This window comes from Pelomonas sp. CA6 (genome assembly GCF_022549225.1).
Taxonomy (GTDB): Bacteria; Pseudomonadota; Gammaproteobacteria; order Burkholderiales; family Burkholderiaceae_C; genus Roseateles.
In genome coordinates this window covers 331,367-352,969 of record NZ_JAKZFD010000005.1, presented here as the reverse complement: position 1 = coordinate 352,969, position 21,603 = coordinate 331,367, and the positions used below count along the sequence as shown (strand labels likewise).

Annotated in this window: 16 protein-coding genes; 4 read left to right on the top strand and 12 right to left on the bottom strand. The window is 66.8% G+C overall.

From position 1 onward, the window contains the following. Positions 1-49: 49 nt before the first annotated feature. Positions 50-586 carry an inorganic diphosphatase gene (gene ppa, locus LZ017_RS11265; protein ID WP_241396913.1) on the bottom strand — a complete coding sequence of 179 codons (537 nt, stop codon included), beginning with the start codon at positions 584-586 and terminating at the stop codon, positions 50-52. Positions 587-822: 236 nt separating this feature from the next. Between ppa and LZ017_RS11260 the strand changes: the two genes are divergently transcribed. Together LZ017_RS11260 and LZ017_RS11255 are read left to right on the top strand one after the other, a co-directional pair. Continuing rightward, positions 823-3,000, top strand: a complete 2,178-nt coding sequence (locus LZ017_RS11260) for a sodium-translocating pyrophosphatase (RefSeq protein ID WP_241396912.1) — start codon at positions 823-825, stop codon at positions 2,998-3,000. 188 nt (positions 3,001-3,188) lie between these two features. Then, entirely contained in the window at positions 3,189-4,052 is an 864-nt protein-coding gene (locus LZ017_RS11255) for a hypothetical protein (RefSeq protein ID WP_241396911.1), read from the top strand. A 24-nt stretch (positions 4,053-4,076) separates the two neighbouring features. Here LZ017_RS11255 and LZ017_RS11250 read toward each other — a convergent pair whose 3' ends face one another. The 9 genes from LZ017_RS11250 to LZ017_RS11210 form a co-directional block, all read right to left on the bottom strand. Further along, on the bottom strand, positions 4,077-4,670 hold the full coding sequence (locus LZ017_RS11250; RefSeq protein ID WP_241396910.1) for an ABC-type transport auxiliary lipoprotein family protein: 594 nt from the start codon (positions 4,668-4,670) through the stop codon (positions 4,077-4,079). An 8-nt stretch (positions 4,671-4,678) separates the two neighbouring features. Then, positions 4,679-5,638 carry an MlaD family protein gene (locus tag LZ017_RS11245; RefSeq protein WP_241396909.1) on the bottom strand — a complete coding sequence of 320 codons (960 nt, stop codon included), beginning with the start codon at positions 5,636-5,638 and terminating at the stop codon, positions 4,679-4,681. Then, positions 5,638-6,498, bottom strand: a complete 861-nt coding sequence (locus LZ017_RS11240; protein ID WP_241396908.1) for an ABC transporter ATP-binding protein — start codon at positions 6,496-6,498, stop codon at positions 5,638-5,640. Before LZ017_RS11240 ends, LZ017_RS11245 begins: the two co-directional genes overlap by 1 nt. Positions 6,499-6,523: 25 nt before the next feature. Then, positions 6,524-7,633 carry an ABC transporter permease gene (locus LZ017_RS11235; protein WP_241396907.1) on the bottom strand — a complete coding sequence of 370 codons (1,110 nt, stop codon included), beginning with the start codon at positions 7,631-7,633 and terminating at the stop codon, positions 6,524-6,526. A 126-nt stretch (positions 7,634-7,759) separates the two neighbouring features. After that, the gene (locus LZ017_RS11230) at positions 7,760-7,996 is read right to left on the bottom strand and encodes a formate dehydrogenase subunit delta (protein ID WP_241396941.1); all 237 of its coding nucleotides are present in this window, start codon (positions 7,994-7,996) and stop codon (positions 7,760-7,762) included. 101 nt (positions 7,997-8,097) lie between these two features. Next, positions 8,098-8,919, bottom strand: a complete 822-nt coding sequence (fdhD, locus tag LZ017_RS11225) for a formate dehydrogenase accessory sulfurtransferase FdhD (protein WP_241396906.1) — start codon at positions 8,917-8,919, stop codon at positions 8,098-8,100. An 8-nt stretch (positions 8,920-8,927) separates the two neighbouring features. Continuing rightward, on the bottom strand, positions 8,928-11,861 hold the full coding sequence (fdhF, locus tag LZ017_RS11220) for a formate dehydrogenase subunit alpha (RefSeq protein ID WP_241396905.1): 2,934 nt from the start codon (positions 11,859-11,861) through the stop codon (positions 8,928-8,930). 24 nt (positions 11,862-11,885) lie between these two features. Continuing rightward, a complete protein-coding gene (locus LZ017_RS11215; RefSeq protein WP_241396904.1) occupies positions 11,886-13,460 on the bottom strand; it encodes an NADH-quinone oxidoreductase subunit NuoF in 1,575 nt (524 codons plus the stop codon). Then, the gene (locus LZ017_RS11210; protein WP_241396903.1) at positions 13,457-13,942 is read right to left on the bottom strand and encodes a formate dehydrogenase subunit gamma; all 486 of its coding nucleotides are present in this window, start codon (positions 13,940-13,942) and stop codon (positions 13,457-13,459) included. Before LZ017_RS11210 ends, LZ017_RS11215 begins: the two co-directional genes overlap by 4 nt. Positions 13,943-14,136: 194 nt before the next feature. Between LZ017_RS11210 and LZ017_RS11205 the strand changes: the two genes are divergently transcribed. Further along, on the top strand, positions 14,137-15,264 hold the full coding sequence (locus tag LZ017_RS11205; protein WP_241396902.1) for a substrate-binding domain-containing protein: 1,128 nt from the start codon (positions 14,137-14,139) through the stop codon (positions 15,262-15,264). A gap of 312 nt (positions 15,265-15,576) precedes the next feature. Continuing rightward, positions 15,577-17,031, top strand: coding sequence for a site-specific integrase (locus LZ017_RS11200; RefSeq protein ID WP_241396901.1), 1,455 nt, complete (start codon positions 15,577-15,579; stop codon positions 17,029-17,031). A 61-nt stretch (positions 17,032-17,092) separates the two neighbouring features. On the opposite strand, the gene LZ017_RS11195 is transcribed toward LZ017_RS11200, so the two are convergent. Both LZ017_RS11195 and LZ017_RS11190 read right to left on the bottom strand, forming a co-directional pair. Continuing rightward, positions 17,093-19,462 (bottom strand): DEAD/DEAH box helicase family protein, encoded by a 2,370-nt coding sequence (locus tag LZ017_RS11195; protein WP_241396900.1) that lies wholly within the window; start codon positions 19,460-19,462, stop codon positions 17,093-17,095. Further along, the gene (locus LZ017_RS11190) at positions 19,459-21,477 is read right to left on the bottom strand and encodes a site-specific DNA-methyltransferase (protein ID WP_241396899.1); all 2,019 of its coding nucleotides are present in this window, start codon (positions 21,475-21,477) and stop codon (positions 19,459-19,461) included. The genes LZ017_RS11195 and LZ017_RS11190 overlap by 4 nt, the downstream gene beginning before the upstream one ends. Positions 21,478-21,603 lie beyond the last annotated feature (126 nt).

The following is a 21,603-nucleotide window of genomic DNA, read 5'->3' as shown; positions in this document are numbered from 1 at the left end:
GTCCCGCCGGTGGCGGTCCAGGATCAACCCTGGACGACAGGCATCAGGCTCAGGCCTGCGCCTTGGCGTAGTTGGCCATGCCGGCGACGATTTCCGCCTTGGCGGCCTCGGGGCCTTCCCAGCCCTGGACCTTGACCCACTTGCCCGGCTCCAGGTCCTTGTAGTGCTCGAAGAAGTGCTGGATGGCCTTCAGGCGCATCTGGTTGATGTCCTCGGGCTTGGTCCACTGCTCGTAGATCGGCAGGATCTTGTTGGTGGGCACGGCCAGCAGCTTGGCGTCGCCGCCCGCTTCGTCGTCCATCTTCAGCACGCCGATGGCACGGCAGGTCACGACCACGCCGGGGGTCAGCGGGAATGGCGTCACGACCAGCACGTCCACCGGGTCGCCGTCGTCCGACAGGGTCTGCGGGATGTAGCCGTAGTTGCACGGATAGTGCATCGCGGTGGTCATGAAACGGTCCACGAACAGGGCGCCGGTTTCCTTGTCGACCTCGTACTTGATCGGGTCGGCATTCATCGGGATCTCGATGATCACGTTGAATTCGTCAGGGGCCTTCTTGCCCGGAGTCACGTTGTGCAGGCTCATGGTGGTTCTTCAACAGCGAGGAGAAACCCGGATTCTAGGGCCGCGGCTGAACCCGGCCTGACGCGACAGGCGATCCGGTGAGCGCACGCGCGATGCGTCCGCTGGTAAACGCTCATGCCAGGGGGGACCGCCTCACTTAGCATGGGCCCGCGACCTGTTGCAGTACCGTGCGTGCAGGATCGGCGCAAGACAGGGCGTCTTCCACCCAAGCGATCAGCGAGATAGGAGACTTCTAGATGTCGACGACCATGGCGCTGTATTTCGCGCTCGCCTGCGGCCTCGCCGCGGTGCTGTACGGATTCATACAACGGAGCTGGATCCTGAGCCAGGGCGCGGGCAATGCCCGCATGCAGGAGATTGCCGCCGCCATCCAGCAGGGTGCGGCCGCCTACCTGGCCCGCCAGTACAAGACCATCGCGCTGGCCGGCGTGGTGCTGGCGGTGCTGATCGGGCTCTTCCTGGACCTGCGCACGGCCATCGGCTTCGTCGTCGGCGCGCTGCTGTCGGGCGCCTGCGGCTTCATCGGCATGAACGTCTCGGTGCGCGCCAATGTGCGCACCGCGCAGGCGGCCACCCAAGGCATGGTGCCGGCGCTCAATGTCGCGTTCAAGGGCGGCGCGATCACCGGCATGCTGGTGGTCGGGCTGGGCCTGCTGGGCGTGGGCCTGTTCTTCCTGTGGGTCAGCGGCGGCCAGGCGGCCGACAGCGCCACGCTGAAGCCGCTGCTGGGCCTGGCCTTCGGCTCCTCGCTGATCTCCATCTTTGCGCGCCTGGGCGGTGGCATCTTCACCAAGGGCGCCGACGTCGGCGCCGATCTGGTCGGCAAGGTGGAAGCGGGCATCCCCGAGGATGACCCGCGCAACCCGGCGGTGATCGCCGACAACGTGGGCGACAACGTCGGCGACTGCGCCGGCATGGCCGCCGACCTGTTCGAGACCTATGCGGTGACGCTGATCGCCACCATGGCGCTGGGCGCGCTGACCTTCGGCGGCGCCTCGATGGCCGCGCTGATCTATCCGCTGGTGCTGGGCGGCGTGTCCATCATCGCGTCCATCGTCGGCTGCAGCTTCGTCAAGGCCACGCCGGAGATGAAGAACGTGATGCCGGCGCTGTACAAGGGGCTGATCGTCGCCGGCGTGCTGTCGCTGATCGCCTTCTTCTTCGTCACGCGCGCGCTGTTCCCGCAGGATCTCGCGCTGCCCGGCGGGCAGAGCATCTCGGCCATGTCGCTGTTCTACGCCTGCGTGGTCGGCCTGCTGCTGACCGCCGCTATGGTGTGGATCACCGAGTACTACACCGGCACCGACTACAAGCCCGTGCAGCATGTGGCGCAGGCCTCCACCACCGGCCACGGCACCAACATCATCGCCGGCCTGGGCGTGTCCATGCGCTCCACCGCCTGGCCGGTGATCTTCGTCTGCATCGCCATCGTCGTCGCCTACAAGCTCGCGGGCCTGTACGGCATCGCGATCGCCGCGACCTCGATGCTGTCGATGGCCGGCATCATCGTCGCGCTGGACGCCTACGGCCCCATCACCGACAACGCCGGCGGCATCGCCGAGATGGCCGAGCTGCCCGACAGCGTGCGCGACATCACCGACCCGCTGGACGCGGTGGGCAACACCACCAAGGCCGTCACCAAGGGCTATGCGATCGGCTCGGCCGGCCTGGCCGCGCTGGTGCTGTTCGCCGACTACACGCACGCGCTGGAGTCGCGCGGCATGCATGTCAGCTTCGACCTGTCCAACCACATGGTGATCGTGGGCCTGTTCATCGGCGGCCTGATCCCCTACCTGTTCGGTGCGATGGCGATGGAGGCCGTGGGCCGCGCGGCCGGCTCGGTGGTCGAGGAGGTGCGGCGCCAGTTCCGCGAGATCAAGGGCATCATGGAAGGCCAGGCCAAGCCCGAGTACGGCCGTGCGGTGGACATGCTCACCGCCGCCGCGATCAAGGAAATGATCGTGCCCTCGCTGCTGCCGGTGATCGTGCCCATCCTGGTCGGCCTGCTGCTGGGGCCGGAAGCGCTGGGCGGGCTGCTGATGGGCACCATCGTCACCGGGCTGTTCGTCGCGATCTCCATGTGCACCGGCGGCGGCGCCTGGGACAACGCCAAGAAATACATCGAGGACGGCCACCACGGCGGCAAGGGCAGCGACGCCCACAAGGCCGCGGTGACCGGCGACACGGTCGGCGACCCCTACAAGGACACGGCCGGCCCGGCGGTCAACCCGCTGATCAAGATCATCAACATCGTCGCGCTGCTGATCGTGCCGCTGCTGCCCCTGCCCGCCCCGGCGCCCGCCGCGGCCGCCATGCCGTCGACCGCGGTGACCCAGCCCGCGCCGACCGCGTCGGCGGCCCTGGAGCCCGCCGCCCAGCCGGCGGAGGCCGCATCCGCCGCGTCCCAACCCTGAACCCGGGCCGGCGTCCGCGCGCAGCGCGCACACGCCGGGTGTCGGCGTTCCCCGCAAGCGCAGAACCGCGGATCAAGCAAGCACCCCAGCGCGTGAAAATGGGCCCGGCCTCCGGGCTCATTTCTATTTGAAAGCCCGGCCTCCGGCCCCAGAATCGGCGACGTGACAACAAGGCCCGCCCACCTCCGATGAACCCGCAGGCGCTGACCCCGCGCGAACTGGAACGACGCCGTGCCCAGCTGGGCGAGCTGCGTCGCTACCTGAGCGAACAGGAGCAGGAGTTCGGCCGCCTGCATGGCGAGCTGCAGCGCTTCATCGACCGCTACCTGGCGCTGCTGAGCCCGCTGACCATGGAGCTGGACGCGCTGGAGTCGCAGATCTATTGCGCGATGCGCTACCTGCACGAGGCGCTGGCGCGCAACGGCGTGCAGTCCCAGCCTCCGGCCACGCCGCAGGCCACGCCGCTGCCGCGCCTCAGCCAACTGCCCCCCGGCGCACCGCTGCCCCCCGAACCCGAGGGCGGGCTGGTCGAGTTGGGGCCGCCCTCGCTGAAGACCTTGTACCGACGCGCCGCGATGCGCCTGCATCCCGACCTGGCCCCCAACGAGCGCGAGCGCGCCGACCGTGAGCACAAGATGCGCCTCGTCAACGAGGCCTATGGCGCAGGGGATCGCGCCACGCTGGAAACCCTGCTGCTGGGGGCCGGCGAACCGCGCGTGCGCGTACTCGGCGGGGACGCCGACGCGATGATGGAGTGGCTGCGCCAGGCCGAGCGCGCGGTGCAGGGCCGGCTGCGCGTGGTCCAGGCCCATCTGGCGGCGCTGCAGACGCACCCGATGCACCAGCTGTGGCAGTCCATCACCGGCGCCGAAAAGCAGGGGCTGGACCCGTTGGCGGTGATGGCCAGCCGGCTGCGCAATCAGATCGCGGAACGCCGCCGCGAGCTCTATATCGGCCAGCGCCTCCAGCCCGCGTCGGGCATGGCCGAGGCCTTTCTGCGCCGCTGGGACCCTCGCTTCCCCGTCGCCAGCCAGCGCGTCGCCGGACGCTGAATCGGGGCGGCCCGGCGTCCGGTGTCAGGTGTTGCCCGGGACGGCCCAGACCAGCAACTCGTCCAGCACCCCGTCCACCGCCTGCGTCAGCGCCGCGGCGCCTCCGGCCGCATCGGCGCTGGGCGTCGGGACACGGCGCTCGAAGGCGCGCACGCGGCCGTCGCCCGCTTCGGCGCGCAGACGCAGCAGCAACTCGCTGCGCGTTGGGGTCGCGAAGACCTGCAGGCATTCCTCCAGGTGCAGGCGCAGCAGCAGCCGGGGTCCGGCGGGACTGCGCGCCACCCGCTGGCGCAGCCGCTCCGCCAGCAGCTCGCCGGGCGGCGCCACCCAGCGGGCATCGCGATAGAACTGGCGCTGGCGCTCGCTACCCAGCGTGTAGGCCATCTCGGGGCCGGACAGCCAGCTGGGTCCCTGCAAGGAGGCCAGCACCACGCCACCCGCCTGTGGCTGGGTGGCCACCGCGGGCAGCGGCCCCAGCTCGTACTGGCGCAGGGGCGGCAGCGGCGGCCCGCCCACCGCGCAGGCCCCCAGCAGGCTGGACAGCGGCAGCGCCACCAGGCCGAGCGCGAGGCCGCGCCGGGCGGTGCGGAGGCCGGGCGGCGGGAACGGAGGATGCATCGTCGGTTTCATCGTGTCGGCTCCCTGCGGGCATCGAACCCGGACTCGCCTGGGCCGGGCGGCGCGCCGCGCGGCCCGAAGATCAGGCCTTGCGGACGATCGGCCAGCCCCTGCGCCGCCTGCTCCAGCGCGCGCGCGGCGCGCGCCAAGTCGTCCACCAGCGGCTGCGTGCGCGGCGGCCGGTCCAACCCCACCAGCGCCTGCTCCAGATTGCGGCTGGTCTGTTGCAACTGCGCCGCGGCTGCGCCCACCCGGTCCAGCGCCTCGGCGCGCTGGCGCAGCTCGCGGCCCAGCGCCAGCCCCTCCTCGCTGACGGCGTCCACCTTCTTCAGGCTGCTGCCGGCCTCGCGCAGCAAGACCTGACCCTGGTCCGCCAGCGCCGGCAGCCGTTGCGCAAACGGCCGCAGCTCGCGGGCCAGCGCCGCCACCTCGCCGGCGGCTTCGCCCAGCCGGTTCACGCTATCCATCATCTGGCGCTGGTTGTCCTCGCCGAGCAGGGTGCTGGCGCGCTGCATGGCCTCCTGCGTGGCGGCGAGCAGGCGCGGGCCGCTCTGGCTCAACTTGTCCAGTGTCGACGGCAGCAACACGATCTCGCTGCCCGGCTCCGCGCGTTTGGCGTTGTCGGACTTGTCACTGAGGTCGATAAAGGACAGGCCGGTGATGCCCTGGTAGCCCAGGCGGGCCTGCGTCGCCGTCGTGATGGGAGCGCTGCTGTCCACCGAGATGCGGACGCGGATGCGGCGAGGTTGGTCGGGGTCGAACTGGATGGCCTCCACCTTGCCAATGGGCACGCCCTGCAGCTTGACCGCCGCCTTGAGGTTGAGTCCGGGCACCCCCTGGCCGGAGATCACCCAGTAGTCCACCCGGCCGGTCGTGCTGTCCTGGAACCAGGCAATCACCGCCAGCATGGCCGCGCCCAGCAGCGCGATGAACAGCCCCGCGGCCAGGGCATGGGCCTTGTTTTCCATCAATGCTCTCCTTGAACCGGCGCCGTTTGCGCCGCGGATGTCGGCATGCCTATGTCCGCAAGCTCTGCGGCATCCTGGAGCAGGCGATGGCGCAACGCCTGGATCTCCTGCGCGCCATCCCCCCCTCCATGGCCGAGGAAGAAATGCTGGATGAAGGGATGGGGATGGACCAGCACCTCCTGCAAGGGCGCCACCGTCACCAGGCGCTGGTCGGCCAGCACGGCGATGCGGTCCGCCAGCGCGAACAGCGTGTCCACATCGTGCGTGACCATCACCACGGTCAGCGCCATCTCACGGCGCAGTCCCTCGATCAGCTGGACGAATTTCTTGCTGCTGGCCGGGTCCAGGCCGGCGGTGGGCTCGTCCAGGAACAGCAGCTGGGGATCCAGGATCAGCGCCCGCGCCAGCGCGACGCGCTTGATCATGCCGCCCGACAGCTCGGCGGGCAGCTTCAGCGCGTCGTCCGGGGCCAGGCCGACCTGCTGCAGCTTGTGCATCACCAGCTCGCCGATCAGCGGCTCGGGCACGGTCTTGAGCTCGCGCAGCGGCAGTGCGACGTTGTCGAACACGTTGAGCGCCGAGAACAGCGCCCCCTGCTGGAACAGCACGCCCCAGCGCTGGCGCAAGGCCTCCATCGCCAGACCGTCGCAGCGGCCCAGCACCTGGCCCAGCACCCTCACCTCACCCTGCGACGGCGATTGCAGGCCCAGCATCAGGCGCAGCAGCGTGGTCTTGCCGCTGCCCGAGCCGCCGATGATGGCCAGCACCTCGCCGGACTGGATCTGCAGGCTGATGTCCTGGTGGATCAGCTTGCCGCCGGGCAGCTGCGTGCTGATGTGGTCCAGCTCCACGACGTTCATCGCCGGCCCCTCGCGTCACGCGGCCTCACAGCCCCACCCCCGAGAAGATCACCGCGAAGATGGCGTCGACGATGATCACCACCGTGATCGCGCTGACCACCGATTCCGTCGTGCCCGCGGCCAGGCTCTCGCTGTTGGGCTTGATGCGCAGCCCGAAGTAGCAGGCGACGAAGGCGATCAGCAGCCCAAACACCACGGACTTGCCCAGCCCCAGCCACAGGTTGGCCACCGGCACCGCGGCCGGCAGCCCGCGAATGAACTGCACATAGTCCAGCCCCAGCGTGGCGCGCGCGGCAACCATGCCGCCGAGCAGGATCAGCGAGCTGGTCCAGACCACCACCAGCGGCATGGCCACGCCCAAGGCCAGCACCTTGGGCCAGACCAGCCGAATGGTGTGCGAGATGCCCATCACCGACAGCGCGTCCAGCTCTTGCGTGACCCGCATCACGCCCAGTTGCGCCGTCATCGCCGAACCGCTGCGTCCAGCCACCAGGATGGCGGCCAGCAAGGGCCCCAGCTCGCGCCAGACGCTGATGCCCAGGATGTTGACCACGTAGATGTCGGCGCCATAGTTCTGCAGCTGTCGCGCGCTGAGGTAAGACAGCGTGATGCCGACCAGAAAACCCACCAGCGCCGTGATGCCCATGGCCTGCGCGCCGCCGCGATAGACATGGGCGGAGATCTCGCGCCAGGGCATCAGCCGCGGGCGGCGCAGCACGGTGAGCAGGTCCAGGCCCAGCTGCCCCAGCAGCGTCAGCGCGTCCAGCAGATGGCGGGCAAAGCCCAAGAGCAAACGCCCCTGGTGCAGCATGCCCAACAGGGCGCGGCCGCGCGGCGGCTGCGGACAGGGCGGCGCGTGCAGCTTGGACAGCAGTGCCCGGTGCTCGGGCGCACAGCGCAGGCCGGGCGGCAGCTGCCGCCCCCAGGCGCGCCACAGCAGCAGCGCGCCGGCATGGTCCAGCGCCTGGATGCCGCTCAGGTCCCAGTCCGTGGCATGCGCATGCAAGGCCGACGCTTCCGCGGCAAGCTCGTCGAAGCGGCCGCCCAGGCCCAACAGGGTCCAGTCGCCGACCAGCACGGCGACCTCGCCGGCCTCGCCGCCTGCCTGTATGCCCGGCATCGCTCGCTCACCCATGGCGACTGACCACTCCTGTGCTGCATCCTGTGCAGGCCAGCATACCGTGTGCCACACCTCAGACGGAGGTGATGGCGCTCACGAAGAAGGTCGCGCAGCGGCGCGATTCGCCCCCGGGGCCAGGATTCAGGCAAGTTCGGTGCGATAGGCGGACACGGCCTCCCGCACCAGCGGATGCACGCCACCCCCGTCGCCCCCCGTGCCGGCCGCGTCGATGTGGCTCAGCAGCGCGCGCCGCATGCGCGGCTCCCAGAACTTGCGCAGGTGCTCGGCGACGCCCTGGACCGCCTCCGTGTGGTCGGGCATGGTCTGGAAGAAGTCGGCAATGCGGTTGGCCATGCGGACCAGGTTGTCGTTGTCCATCTCAGTGAGCGATTCCATGTTGGCGGCAGCGATGCCGCATGAATTTCCGGCCCGGCGGCGCGGCCGCTCCGGACGGCCAGGACCGGCCCGGGATGACGGCTTCACCGCAGGCGTTCGGCATGGGTGTACACGACCAGATCGGGCGCGGCGCCGTCGCCACGCACGAAGCCGGCCAGCAGCTGGCCGCAGGCGCGCGCGGTGTCCACGGCCAGCGCGGTGGGCGCCGACACCGCGGCCAGCACCGCGACGCCCAGCCGCGCACTCTTCTGCACCATCTCGAAACTGGCCCGGCTGGTGATGCAGACGAAGCCATCGCCGGTCGCGACGCCGGCACGCCGCATCGCGCCCAGCAGTTTGTCCAGCGCATTGTGCCGGCCGATGTCCTCGCGCACCAGGCGCACCTCGCCCTGCAAGCCGCACCAGGCGGCAGCATGGGTGGCGCCGGTCAGGCGCTGGAGCGTCTGCCAGGACCGCAGGGCCTGCTGCGCCCGCCCCAGCGCCTCCGCCGGCACGTTCACCGCGGGCAGCGGCGCCAGCGTCTCGCGCATCTGCGTCAGCTGGGCCAGGCTTTCGCTGCCACACAGCCCGCAGCCGGTGCGGCCGGCCAGGCTGCGCCGGCGCTCGCGCAGCCGCCATTCGCAGGCGGACGACACCTGCAGCAGCAGCTCGATGCCGCCTTCGGTCTCGCGCTGTTCGATGCCATACAGTTCGTCGGCCTGCGCGAGCAGCCCTTCGCTGAGCGCGAAGCCCAGCGCGAAATCCTCCAGATCGCAGGGCGAGGCCAGCATCACCGCATGCGAAATGCCGTTGAACACGAGGGCCACCGGCCGCTCTTCGGCCAGCCAGTCCTGAGCCCCGCGCGCCTGCCCGCCGCGCAGGACCTGCACCTGCGCGGCGCACACGCCCTCGGGGGGCGGGGGCATTTCCGGCTTCACCGCCCCGCCACCGTGGTCGTGCCGCGGGCCTTAGCCAGCAGCGCCTGCTGCTCGCGGTCGAAGGCCTCGAATTCGCGCTGCCAGTCCGAAAGCCCCCGCGCCGGCAGCCCGCCCTCGCCCGCCTGCGCCGGCTGCATCACGCGGGCCACCTGCACCGCGGTGACCTTGTACTCGGGGCAGTTGGTGGCCCAGTCCGAGCTGTCGGTGGTGATCACGTTGGCGCCCGATTCGGGGAAGTGGAAGGTGGTCCAGACCACGCCCGGCTGCATGCGCTCGGTGACGCAGGCCCGCATCACGGTCTGGCCGGCGCGGCTGCTGATGCCCACCCAGTCGCCATCGCGTATGCCGCGCTCCTGCGCGTCATGCGGATGGATGTCCAGGCGGTCTTCCTCGTGCCACTGGCTGTTGGCGGTACGCCGGGTCTGCGCGCCGACGTTGTACTGGCTCAGGATGCGCCCCGTGGTGAGCAGCAGCGGATAGCGCGGCGTGACCTTCTCGTCGCTGGGCACATACTGGGTGTTGAAGAAGCGACCCTTGCCGCGCACGAAGCGCTCGCGGTGCATGATGGCCGTGCCGGCCTCGTCGGTCTCGTCATTGCAGGGCCATTGCACGCTGCCCAGGCGCTCGATTTTCTCGTAGCTGACGCCACGGAAGCTGGGCGTGAGCAACGCGATCTCTTGCATGATCTGCTCGGGATGCGCGTAGTGCATCGGATAGCCCAGCGCATTGGCCAGCCGCTGCGTCACCTCCCAGTCGGCCAACCCCGCGAGCGGCGGCATGACCTGGCGCACGCGCGAGATGCGCCGCTCGGCATTGGTGAAGGTGCCGTCCTTCTCGAGGAAGCTGGAGCCGGGCAGCAGCACATGGGCGAACTTGGCGGTCTCGTTGAGGAAGATGTCCTGCACCACGATGCACTCCATCGCCGACAGCGCGGCCTCCACATGCCGGGTGTTGGGATCGCTCTGCGCGATGTCCTCGCCCTGGCAGTACAGGCCCTTGAAGCTGCCCGCCAACGCGGCGTCGAACATGTTCGGAATGCGCAGACCGGGCTCGGGGTCCAGCGTCACGCCCCAGACGGCCTCGAATTGGCTGCGCACCGTGGTGTCGGAAATGTGGCGGTAGCCCGGCAGTTCATGCGGGAAGCTGCCCATGTCGCAGCTGCCCTGGACGTTGTTCTGCCCGCGCAGCGGATTCACGCCCACGCCCTCGCGGCCCACCATGCCGCAGGCCATGGCCAGGTTGGCGATGCCCATCACCATGGTCGAGCCCTGCGCATGCTCGGTGACGCCCAGGCCGTAGTAGATGGCCGAGTTGGGCCCCTGCGCATACAGCCGCGCCGCGGCGCGCAGCTCGGCGGCGGGCACGCCGGTGACGGCCTCGAAGGCCTCGGGCGAGTTCTCCGGGCGGGCGACGAACTCGCGCCAGGCCGCGAAGCTCTTCGGGTCGCAGCGCTCGGCGACATAGGCCTCGTTGACCAGCCCCTCGGTGACGACCACATGGGCCAGCGCGGTGATGACGGCCACGTTGGTGCCGGGCCGCAACGCCAGGTGATGGTCCGCACGGATGTGCGGCGAGCTGACCAGCTCGGTGCGGCGCGGGTCGATCACCACCAGGCGCGCGCCCTGGCGCAGCCGCCTCTTCATGCGCGACGCGAAGACCGGATGGGCGTCGGTCGGGTTCGCGCCGATGACCACGATCACGTCGGCCTGGGCCACGCTCTTGAAGGTCTGCGTGCCGGCCGAGGTGCCAAAGGTCTGGCCCAGGCCATAGCCGGTGGGCGAGTGGCAGACGCGTGCGCAGGTATCGACGTTGTTGGTGCCGAAGGCGGCGCGCACCAGCTTCTGCACCAGGTAGGTTTCTTCGTTGGTGCAGCGGCTGGAGGTGATGCCACCCACCGAGTCCTTGCCATGGCGGGCCTGGATGCTCTTGAACCGCTCGGCCGCATAGGTGATCGCCTCGTCCCAGCTCACCTCGCGCCAGGGCTCGTGGATGCTGGCGCGGATCATGGGCCGGGTGATGCGGTCCTTGTGCGTGGCATAGCCCCAGGCGAAGCGGCCCTTCACGCAGGCGTGGCCCTCGTTGGCCTTGCCGTCCTTCCAGGGCGTCATGCGGACGACGGTGTTGCCCTTCATCTCGGCCTTGAAGCCGCAGCCGACGCCGCAATAGGCACAGGTGGTGATCACGCTGTGCTCGGCCTGGCCCAGCTCGATCACGCTCTTTTCCTGCAGCGTCGCGGTCGGGCAGGCCTGCACGCAGGCGCCGCAGCTGACGCATTCGCTGTCCATGAAGGGCTGGTCCTGCCCCGGCGAAACGCGGCTGTCGAAGCCGCGGCCGGAGATGGTCAGCGCGAAGGTTCCCTGGGTCTCCTCGCAGGCACGCACGCAGCGGTTGCAGACGATGCACTTGCTGGGGTCGTACGTGAAGTAGGGATTGGACTCGTCCTTGGGCGCGTCGCAATGGTGGGCGCCGGCCACGCCGTCGACCACCGCGCCGCCGACGCCATAGCGCACCTCGCGCAGCCCGGTGACGCCGGCCATGTCCTGCAGCTCGCAGTCGCCGTTGGCGCTGCAGGTCAGGCAGTCCAGCGGGTGGTCGCTGATGTACAGCTCCATCACGCCCTTGCGCAGCTGCTGCAGCTTGGGGCTTTGCGTGCGCACCACCATGCCGGCCTCGGCCGGCGTGGTGCACGAGGCCGGGAAGCCCCGACGGCCCTCGATCTCCACCAGGCACAGCCGGCAGGAGCCGAAGGGCTCCAGGCTGTCGGTGGCACAGAGCTTGGGCACGTGGACGCCCGCCTGCACGGCGGCGCGCATCAGCGAGGTGCCGCGCGGCACCTCGACGCGGGCGCCGTCGATGCTCAGGGTCACGGTCTCGCTGGCGCTGGAGGCCGGCGTGCCGTGGTCGATGTCTTGCTTCAGGTGTTGCAGCATGGCCAGTCCTTGGCGATCTGGGGTTCAGGCCCGGTCGGTGTCCCGCGCCGCGGGAGCGTTGGCCGGCAGACCGAAGTCCTCGGGGTAGTGGTTCAGGGCCGACAGCACCGGATAGGGCGTCATGCTGCCCATCGCGCAGAGGCTGCCATGCACCATGGTGTCGCAGAGATCGCGCAGCAGCGTGAGCTGCGCCGGGCGGTTCTGGCCCGCGATCACGCGGTCCAGCACCTCCACGCCGCGCGTGCTGCCGATGCGGCAGGGCGTGCACTTGCCGCAGCTCTCGATCTGGCAGAACTCCATCGCGTAGCGCGCCAGGCGCGCCATGTCGGCGCTGTCGTCGTGCACCACGATGCCGCCATGGCCGATCACCGCGCCCATCGCCGCATAGGCCTCATAGTCCAGCGGCACATCCCATTGCGATTCGGGGATGTAGGCGCCCAGCGGGCCGCCCACCTGCACAGCCTTGACCGGACGCCCGCTGCGCGTGCCGCCGCCGAAGTCGAAGATCAGCTCGCGCAGCGTGAGGCCGAAGGCCTTCTCCACCAGGCCGCCATGGCGGACGTTGCCGGCCAGCTGGAAGGGCAGGCTGCCATGCGAGCGGCCGACGCCATAGTCGCGGTAGTACGCGGCGCCCCGGGCCAGGATCAGCGGCACGCTGGCCAGGCTGATCACGTTGTGGATCAGCGTGGGCTGGCCGAACAGCCCCTGCAGCGCCGGCAGCGGCGGCTTGGCGCGCACCACGCCGCGGCGTCCCTCCAGGCTTTCCAGCATCGCGGTTTCTTCGCCGCAGACGTAGGCGCCCGCCGCCTTGCGCCATTGCAGCTGGAAGCGGCGCCCGGAGCCGAGCACATCGTCGCCCAGGAAGCCGGCGGCCTCGGCGCGCCGCAGCGCCTCGTCGAACACCGCGATGGCCAGCGGATACTCGGCGCGGATGTAGACATAGCCCTGCTGCGCGCCCACCGCCAGGCCCGCGATCACCATGCCTTCGATCAGCATGAAGGGATCGCCCTCCAGCGTCATGCGGTCGGAGAAGGTACCCGAATCGCCCTCATCGGCATTGCAGACCACGTACTTCGTGTCCGACGCCGCCTGGGCCACGGTGCGCCACTTGATGCCGGCCGGGAAGGCCGCGCCGCCGCGCCCGCGCAGCCCGGAGTCCAGCACCTCCTGCACCACGGCCTCGGGGGCCAGCGCGATGGCGCGGCGCAGGCCGGCCCAGCCACCGTGCGCTTCGTAGTCCTGCAGCGACAGCGGGTCGGTCACGCCCATGCGCGCGAAGCACAGCCGCTCCTGGTGCGCCAGATAGGGGATCGCGTCGGTGGGCCCCAGGGCCAGCGCATGCGCCCCGCCCCGCAGCAGCCCGGCATCGAGCAGCGCCGGCACGTCCGCGGCCTGCACCGGACCGTAGGCCAGGCGACCCGCGGCCGTCTGCACCTCGACCAGTGGCTCCAGCCAGTGCATCCCGCGCGAGCCGTTGCGCACCAGTTCCAGCGCGAGGCCGCGCGCCGCGCATTCGCGGCTCAGTGCCGCGGCCACCTCGTCGGCGCCGACGGCCACCGCCGCGGAGTCGCGCGGCACATACACGCGCACCGCGCTCATCGCAGCGCCTCCAGCAGGCCGTCCAGCCGTTCCGGGGTCACGCGTGCGTGCAGACGGCCGTCCAGCATCAATGCCGGCGACAGGCTGCACAGCCCCAGGCAATACACCGGCTCCAGCGTCACCGCCCCATCGGCGCGGGTCTGGCCCACGCCGCACTCCAGCGCGCGACCGGCCTGCGCCAGCAAGGCCTCGGCGCCGCAGGCCTGGCAGGACTCGGCGCGGCAGACCTGCAGCACATGGCGGCCGGCCGGCTCGCGGCGGAAGAAGTGGTAGTAGGTGATCACGCCGTGCACCTCGGCGCGCGACAGCTGCAGCGCCTCGGCGATCGGCGCCACGGCGGCGTCGGGGATGTGGCCGAGCTCGTCCTGGATCGCGTGCAGCAAAGGCAGCAGGGCGCCGGGCTGGTGGCGATGGGTCTCGATCAGTGCCTCGAGGCGGCCGGGAGGGAGCTCGAGACTGGCGGGGCTGGCGGTGGCGGGCATGGATGCTGCGGCCGCGAAGGCCGTGGACTGGGGACAAAGATGAGGGCGAGGCTCGGACCCGGCGGACAAATCCACTCCGAAGACCGGCCTCGCATGACAATGGTCGCGGCAGCGGGTCCGGCGCGCAATATGCGCTGCACACGCCTATGCATCGGAAGCGCAGCTCATAAGCAGGAACCCTGAACCCCTCGGCCATGAAACAGGTTTCGATCCGCCCCCATTGGACCATCCAGGACCCCGACGGCCCTGCCCTGCCCGCAAGGCTGATCGAGCTGCTGGTGCAGGTGCACGAGCGCGGCAGCCTGCTGCTGGCGGCCAAGGCCCTGGGGCTGTCCTACCGCCATGCCTGGGACCTGGTCCGCCAGGGCGAGCAGTGTTTCCAGAGCCAGTTGCTGCACATGGCGCGCGGCAAGGGCTCCACGCTGACCGAGCTGGGCGAAAAGATCGCCTGGGCCGACCGGCGCATCCAGGCGCGGCTCAAGCCGGTGCTGGACTCGCTGGCCTCCGAGCTGGCGGGCGAGCTGCAGCGCACGCTCAGCGCCAGCGCGCCGGCACTGCGCATCCAGGCCAGCCATGGCTTTGCGATCGAGCGCCTGATCGAGCGGTTGCAGCAGGACGGACTGCGCCTGGAGTTCGGCTACGCCAGCAGCGCCGCGGCACTGGCGGCGCTGCATGAGGGCGACTGCGACGCGGCGGGCCTGCACATCCCGTTGGGCAGCATGCAGACCCATGCGCTGGAGCACTACGCGCGCTGGCTGGATGAGTCGCTGGACCTCCAGGTCATCGACATCGCGACACGGCGCCAGGGCCTGATGGTGCGCGCCGGCAACCCCAAGGAGCTGTTCGCGCTGGCCGACCTGGCACGACCGCAGGTGCGCTTCATCAACCGCCAGGTGGGCTCGGGCACGCGCCTGTTGCTGGAAGGACTGTTGAAGCAGCAGGGCGTGGCGCCGGAGCGCATCGTCGGCTTCGAGCAGGGCGAGTACACGCATGCCGCGGTCGCCGCCTATGTGGCCAGCGGCATGGCCGACGTGGGTTTCGGCCTGGAACCGCCGGCGCGCCAGTTCAAGCTGGACTTCGTCCCCATCGCCAGCGAGCGCTACTTCCTGCTGTGCCGTGGCGAACTGGGGCGCAGCGCGCAGATGCAGACCGTGCTGGCCGCGCTGCGCGACCCGGCGCTGCGCGCGCTGCTGAACACCCTGCCGGGCTACGACGCCAGCCACAGCGGCCGGCTGACGCCGCTGCACGAGGCCTTCGGCGAGCGCCCGCCGCAGCCGGCACCGCACAGCGACCCTGCACGGACACAGGGCGCACGGGACTGAGGGCGGGCCTGTCCGCCACGCCGCCCGGTAATGCGTCCGGAGATGGCACAAAGAAAAACGGCTTGGATACTCACGTATCCAAGCCGTTCTCTCTTCTTATAAATGGTCGGGGTGGCGGGATTCGAACTCGCTACCCCTTGCACTCCATGTCATTAAGAGCCGGATTGGACTGGACATGCGTGGACTTCTGTGGATGATGTTTTGTTAATTAAATCAATGACTTACAATTCATCAACCGTTTGACGAGGTCCACTGAGATGCGGCGAAAGCCGCCTCCCGGTTTAGATCTCGGTTTAGACCTGGAGACTCTAGATGACCCGTTATCCGCGCCAAGGCAAGGGACGCCGCTGGACCGTCAAAGAACTGGAAGCAATCTCGCCGGAATGGAAGGGCGACAAGCTTGCTGACGGCGACGGTCTGGTGGGAACCGTTCGTGGTGGAAGCGGCGATCACGTTTCGGTCCACTTCAGCTACGCCTTCAAGTGGGAAGGCAAGGTGACGTGGTTCTACTGCGGCACTTGGCCCGTCTCAACCCTGGAGGCGATCCGCGCAGAACGCGATCGAGCACGCGCGCTCGTGAAAGAAGGCATCAAGCCTACCGATGCCAAGCGAGCCGCCAAGATTGAGGCTCAAGCCAAGATCGTGGCGACCATCGCCGAGGCCGCACGGAAGGAGGCCGAGAACCTGCCTGTGCGCGCCATGTTCGATGCATGGATGCAGGATGGCGTGAAGCGTGCAGACGGCAATGCCGAATTGCGGCGCAGCTTCGAGAAGGACGTGCTGCCGCTGATTGGAGACAAGGCAGTCAGTTCGATAGAGGAGGCCGACATCCGCGGCGTTCTGCGAGCGATCATCAGTCGTGGCACCTACCGCATGGCCTCTCGGATTCACGCCGATATGGTGCAACTGTTTGCGTGGGCTGAAGATCGCAAGCCCTGGCGAGCCCTCATGGTCGAGGGCAACCCGACGAAATTGGTCGAGCTGAGCAAGTTGCTGCCGCATGGATGCAATCCAGACGTGGAACGCGATCGCGTGCTGTCGGCCGACGAACTGCGCGAACTGCGGACCAAGCTTGCAGACATGGAATCCAACTACGCCGCAGCGCCAGCCGGCACGAAATACAGCGTGGACCGCCCACTAAAGCGGGAAACACAGCTAGCGCTCTGGATCTGCCTTGGCACGCTCTGCCGGATTGGCGAGTTGCTGATGAGCCGATGGGAGCACCTGAACCTGTTGGCCGGTGAATGGACGATCCCACGTGAGAACACCAAAACCGGCGTCGAGTTGAAGGTCTACCTATCGCCCTTCGCTCTGCGGCATTTCAAGGAGTTGCATGCGCTGACAGGGGACACTCCGTTTTGCTTCCCGGCGCGCGCGGCTGCAGGAGAAGAGCCCGCGCAACATGTATGCGTGAAGAGCGTGTCCAAGCAGATCGGCGACCGACAGACTCAGTTCAAGAAGCGAGCTGGGCCTTTGACGCATCGCAAGCATGACAACTCGCTGGTACTGTCCGATGGGCGTGCGGGGGAGTGGACGCCGCATGACTTGCGCCGAACCGGCGCGACCATGATGCAGCAGCTGGGTGTGTCGCTCGATGTGATCGATCGTTGCCAGAACCACGTTCTCGCTGGCGGGCGTGTCCGCCGCGCTTACCTTCATCATGACTACGCCACCGAAAAGCGCGACGCGTGGAACAGGCTGGGGGAGCGCATCGAGACTTTGTTGGACAGTCCGAATGTGGTTCCCTTTGCCATCAGACGGGCGTAAGCCGACGGCGGCAATTCTTTGGGTAAGCCGCCGTCCTGTCGTCAGAGGCTGCCCAATCTAATCACCTCAGGCATTCGGCCACCGCTTTGGCCATAGTGTCTTTGTAGACTGGAACGGTTTGGTTGTTCTTCACCCGCCAGACTGTGTAGCCGTCTTTGGAGACAGTTCGGCCGTTGAGCGTGTCCTGTTTCCCCTTCACCACGAAGCGGACGTGCACGCGGGACCTATCGCCGTCACCGATGTCAAACATCTTGCGGATCAGAGCGTCGGTAAGCAGATGCTTCCCCTTGGTGTCTATCGCGAAGACCTTGTTGCCTTTCCAGGCCAAAAAGTCCGGGAAGAAGTTGGCCGTGTCGCCAGGCGTCAACAGCGGGATCGACCATCCTCCCGACACAGGGTTGCGGTGCCATGTCACGCCCGCAGCATCCAGTCCCCGAGCAAAAGCAGCCTCCTCGGTGTCCAGCTTGCCGTACTGCGGATACAAGCTGTTGTTGAACTTGACGGCTCCGTCTTTCACCACGCGCATGGGGCCGAACACGAACGGATCGGTGTCCTCGTAAACCAGCTCTGAAAGCTCGTAGTAGGCTTTGCCGATCTTCTCTGCCAACTCCTTCACAGCCGTCTCAGCGTTGCTGCGCACCTGGACCCGTACGTCAAATTTCGGGGCACTCGCTGCGATGATTTTGCTGGCCTGTGGCGCACAAGACCGCACAGCCAAAGACAGCAGCCAACGCAATCGAACAGGGTTGGTATGCCCACCGTCCTTCCACTCCGGTTCGCCGGCTGCTCCAGTCTTGTCACTGACCCTGATTACGGCCGTGGCGGACTCAGCTGTACCGATTGCATCAATGCCACCTTCGGCATAGGTGGTGAACTGGTTCAATAGTTGGTCCACGGCAATCTTTGCCTCTTCCTTCAGCACGTAGATGCTGTGAAGTGGTGCCAAGAGGTCATCGCGCGGTAAGACTTCCACTGCGGCCGGACTGGTCCCTCCCGAGAACGACGAAGAGATGGCGATAGGAGCGCCTTCCTGGTCAAGTTTGGCCTTCACCAGATCGAGAGCTTGGGTGAACACACTCTTCTTATCCACACGCAAGAAGAAGTGGGCCGAGTTCAAGAGCTCACTGTTGTAGTGCGTCGCGTGCGGTTGGCGCAGCACGCGCCCGATGACCTGTTGAACCTGCGTAGATGAGCCCATGGACTTATCGATGTAGGCCAAATAGCACTCCGGGTCGTCCCACCCCTCTTGCAGCGACAGATTGAAGATGATGTGCTCGAAGTTCCCCTCATGGAACCTATCGAAGTCGTCGTCTCCTCTGGAAAAGTGAACTACCTCGTCCGGCTTGGTGGCATCGCTGAACTTCAGATCAGAGTAGATCGCGATGGTGGACGGGTCGATGCCCTTGGCCTCCACCAAGTAGCGCCATATGCGAATTGGCGGCGCTTGGCGCAAGTTGAATGGCTTCGTCGGGTCGTCAGGCAAGCCGTCGTCTGCGATGTTTGTCTTGCAGACGTAGATGGCTTTGGGCTTGATGCGCAAGCCCCGGTCCGAGATTTCTTTTTGTATCGCTGCGCGCCGTTCCATAAGCCTGTCAAGGCAGGTCTCCATGGGCGAGGTGGTGCCGTCGAAGTTGATGGCCTTCTTCACCAGCTCCGCGTCAACCACCTTCTGACTGTCTACCAGCGTGGTCATCCATGAATCAGGATCAGGCACGCCATCCTTGGTTGCGCCTAGCGCCTGAAATGCCTCTGCTTCACCTGAGCACCTGGCAACCCAGCTCTTCGTCGGCTGGATGACCAGGTCATGAAACTTGGTGGGAAGCTTGATGGTGGCGCTGGCCAGGAGCCAAACCTCCGGTTGAAGTTCGCGCAAGATTTCGGTCTGCTGTTCAGACAGGTTGTGCGCTTCGTCGTACACGATGATGAGAGGGCGCCGTCCCGTGCCGTCATTGCGGTCGATCAGACGTTGCCACATGGACTTGCCACCCTGGCTGTCCTGGGCTGTGCGATAGATCCGCAGGTCGCCCTCTCCCTGGTCTTTGTTGTTGAACAGGCCCGTCGTAGTCATCACCAGCAGCGGCGTGCCACCGTCCTCCAGCATCTTCGGCTGCAAATCTCTGACAGCGCAGACCTGAAAGCCTTCAACCAGCGGCGCGTACTTGCCGCCATTGAAGTTGTTGTATGTCTGGGTGACGACCGAGCGGGCCTTAGACATCCATAAGACAATTGGCTCGCCCTGAAGCTCATTGCGGATCAACGTGACTGTCTCCGCAAGAATGGGCGTCTTGCCAGCACCGGTCAGCGCACCGAGAGCCTGAAAAAACGGATCGGCCGCTTTGCGCGTGTAGCCACGTAGTTCATGGTTGGCGAAGAACGCGTAGCGACGCGCGATCTGAACCGCTGCGTCGTTCTGAAACTTGATTTCTTTCATACCTGATCGGTCTCGGTCTCGTTGTTGTATGCGTCTGCGCGCGTGTTGAAGCCTATGTGTTCGAGCACCCTGTCCGGTATCTTGTAGAACTCAACAGTGCGGCCGGAATAGGTCGCAACAGAGGCATACACGTGGTAGCGATCCATGAGGCCGTGCTTCTTGGCCTCTTCAACGATTGCCTTGAACGTGTCGCGATTCAGATTGGAGGGGTGGTCGGCGCCATCCCAGATCAAGAAGAAGCCTTCATTGCGGCTGTTGGTGGCAAAGAGGAAGCGACGACTTTCCACTTCCGGCAGGAAGCGCGTCAGGGAAGTTTTAGCGCGGTCCGACTTTTCCCAGTGGCTCGTCAACAGCAGGTCGATCATCTCTTCCCGTTGCAGGGCGTTGACCGCTGCGGCGTCCACCTGCTGGCGCTTCAGTTCGATGAACTGGAAGCCGCCACCCAACGGTTCGCACTTGCCGGACTTCCAATCGCCCTTGACCACTCTGCGAATGCGATCGGCAGTCAGCGACTTGGCATAGTGATCGCCCTTCTCGTCATTGCCCTGTTCGATCAGGATGAAGCGCCGCTCCGCACCGCTTACCTTGTTCAACTCAAGTACAGCGTGGCCCGTAGTGCCAGACCCGGCGAACGGGTCCAGAACGATTCCATCAGGCTTGCACCATAGTTGGATGATCTTGGAAATGAGCTTCAGTGGCTTAACCGTCTTGAAGTTGTGCCCCTTACCCACGACAGCATCCAGCTCCGTAACGCCGGTCTGGCTATGGCCGGACTCTTCGTGATCCCACGATTGCGGACCGATGTCGAAGGGGACGTCATAGTCCTCGTTCGCCCAGTACGTCAGGGGCACCTTGCCCTTTTTCACGTCCTTGAGATAGCGCTTGAGTTGCGGACCGGTCTCACCAGACTGGCCGAAATACAGCTGAGGCCAAGTGCCCGCCGCGAGCTTCGCTTGTGCTGCTCCGCGCGCCTTGCCCAGGATTGCGGCACTGGATACACAAACGCCTTCCTCAAACTTGGTTCCCTTCAACACGAGTGCCTTGACCTTCACGGTCTTGCCGGTGGCCTTCTCGACAACTTCATTTCCGTCATCGATCCACTTCTCCTGATACTCGTGGCCCCATTCCTCAAGCCAAGCCTTCATGCTCCGCTTTTCGTTGGCCCAGCAACGGCCCTCGGGCGGATAGAACATCTTGCCGTTGAACGGGCTTTGGATGCCATAGACCATCTTCTGGTGTGTTGCGGCATTTGGGCCGGACGCATCGCCTGACTTCCACTCATTCGGATCACCATCGATGCTCGTCTGGTAGCGCGCGTCCATTTCTTCAGTGCGCTCAAGCAGCCGAGTCTTGGCCTTTTCTAGGTCCTTGGCATAGACCAACACGTACTCAGTCGCTGTCGAAAGACCGCCTTTTTTTCCACCCGTGTCGCTCTTGGGCGAGTAGGCCTTTTGCCAGTTGATGATGCCGATGCGGTTCTCTTCTCGGAACACTTCGTCCATGAGCATGCCCAGCCGGTACAGCTCGCGATGATCGATGCAGATGGCGATAACGCCCCCCGGCTTCAGCATGTCGCGCATCATCCAGATGCGGGGTGTCATGAAGCGTAGCCACTTCGAATGGCGCGAGCCATCCTCCTTCGGCACAAGATCGCCCAAATCGGGGTCGTTGGGATCCTTGTCCCACTTGTCGTTGTAGCGGAAGTCTTCGCCGGTGTTGTACGGCGGGTCGGTGAGGATCAGATCGACTTGCCCACGGTACTTGTAAAGCGTCACCATGGCCGAGAGGTTTTCTCCGTCCATGATGATGTTCTGCCCCTGCGCCAGCGAGTCGCCCACGGAGAGGCGCTGGTTGATCTTCGTGAGCTTGGGCTTGACCTGGCGGATGATCTGCCAAGGGGCGGTGCGGCCCGTGTACGACATGATGATGCCGTCCTTGCCCGCCTCGGCGCGCTCTGCGTCGTGCTGTTCGAGCAAGCGGATCAGATCTCCGCGTGTCAGCTGCTCGTATGCCATCCTGGGTCTCTCGTTCTAAAGGTGGCCCACCAGGGCCATCACTGTTCATAGCAAAGCCACGGCAAGGACTGTGGCCCACGCCATGGCCTACGGTGTTCACTGTAATTCCATCCAGTGTTTTGGCGC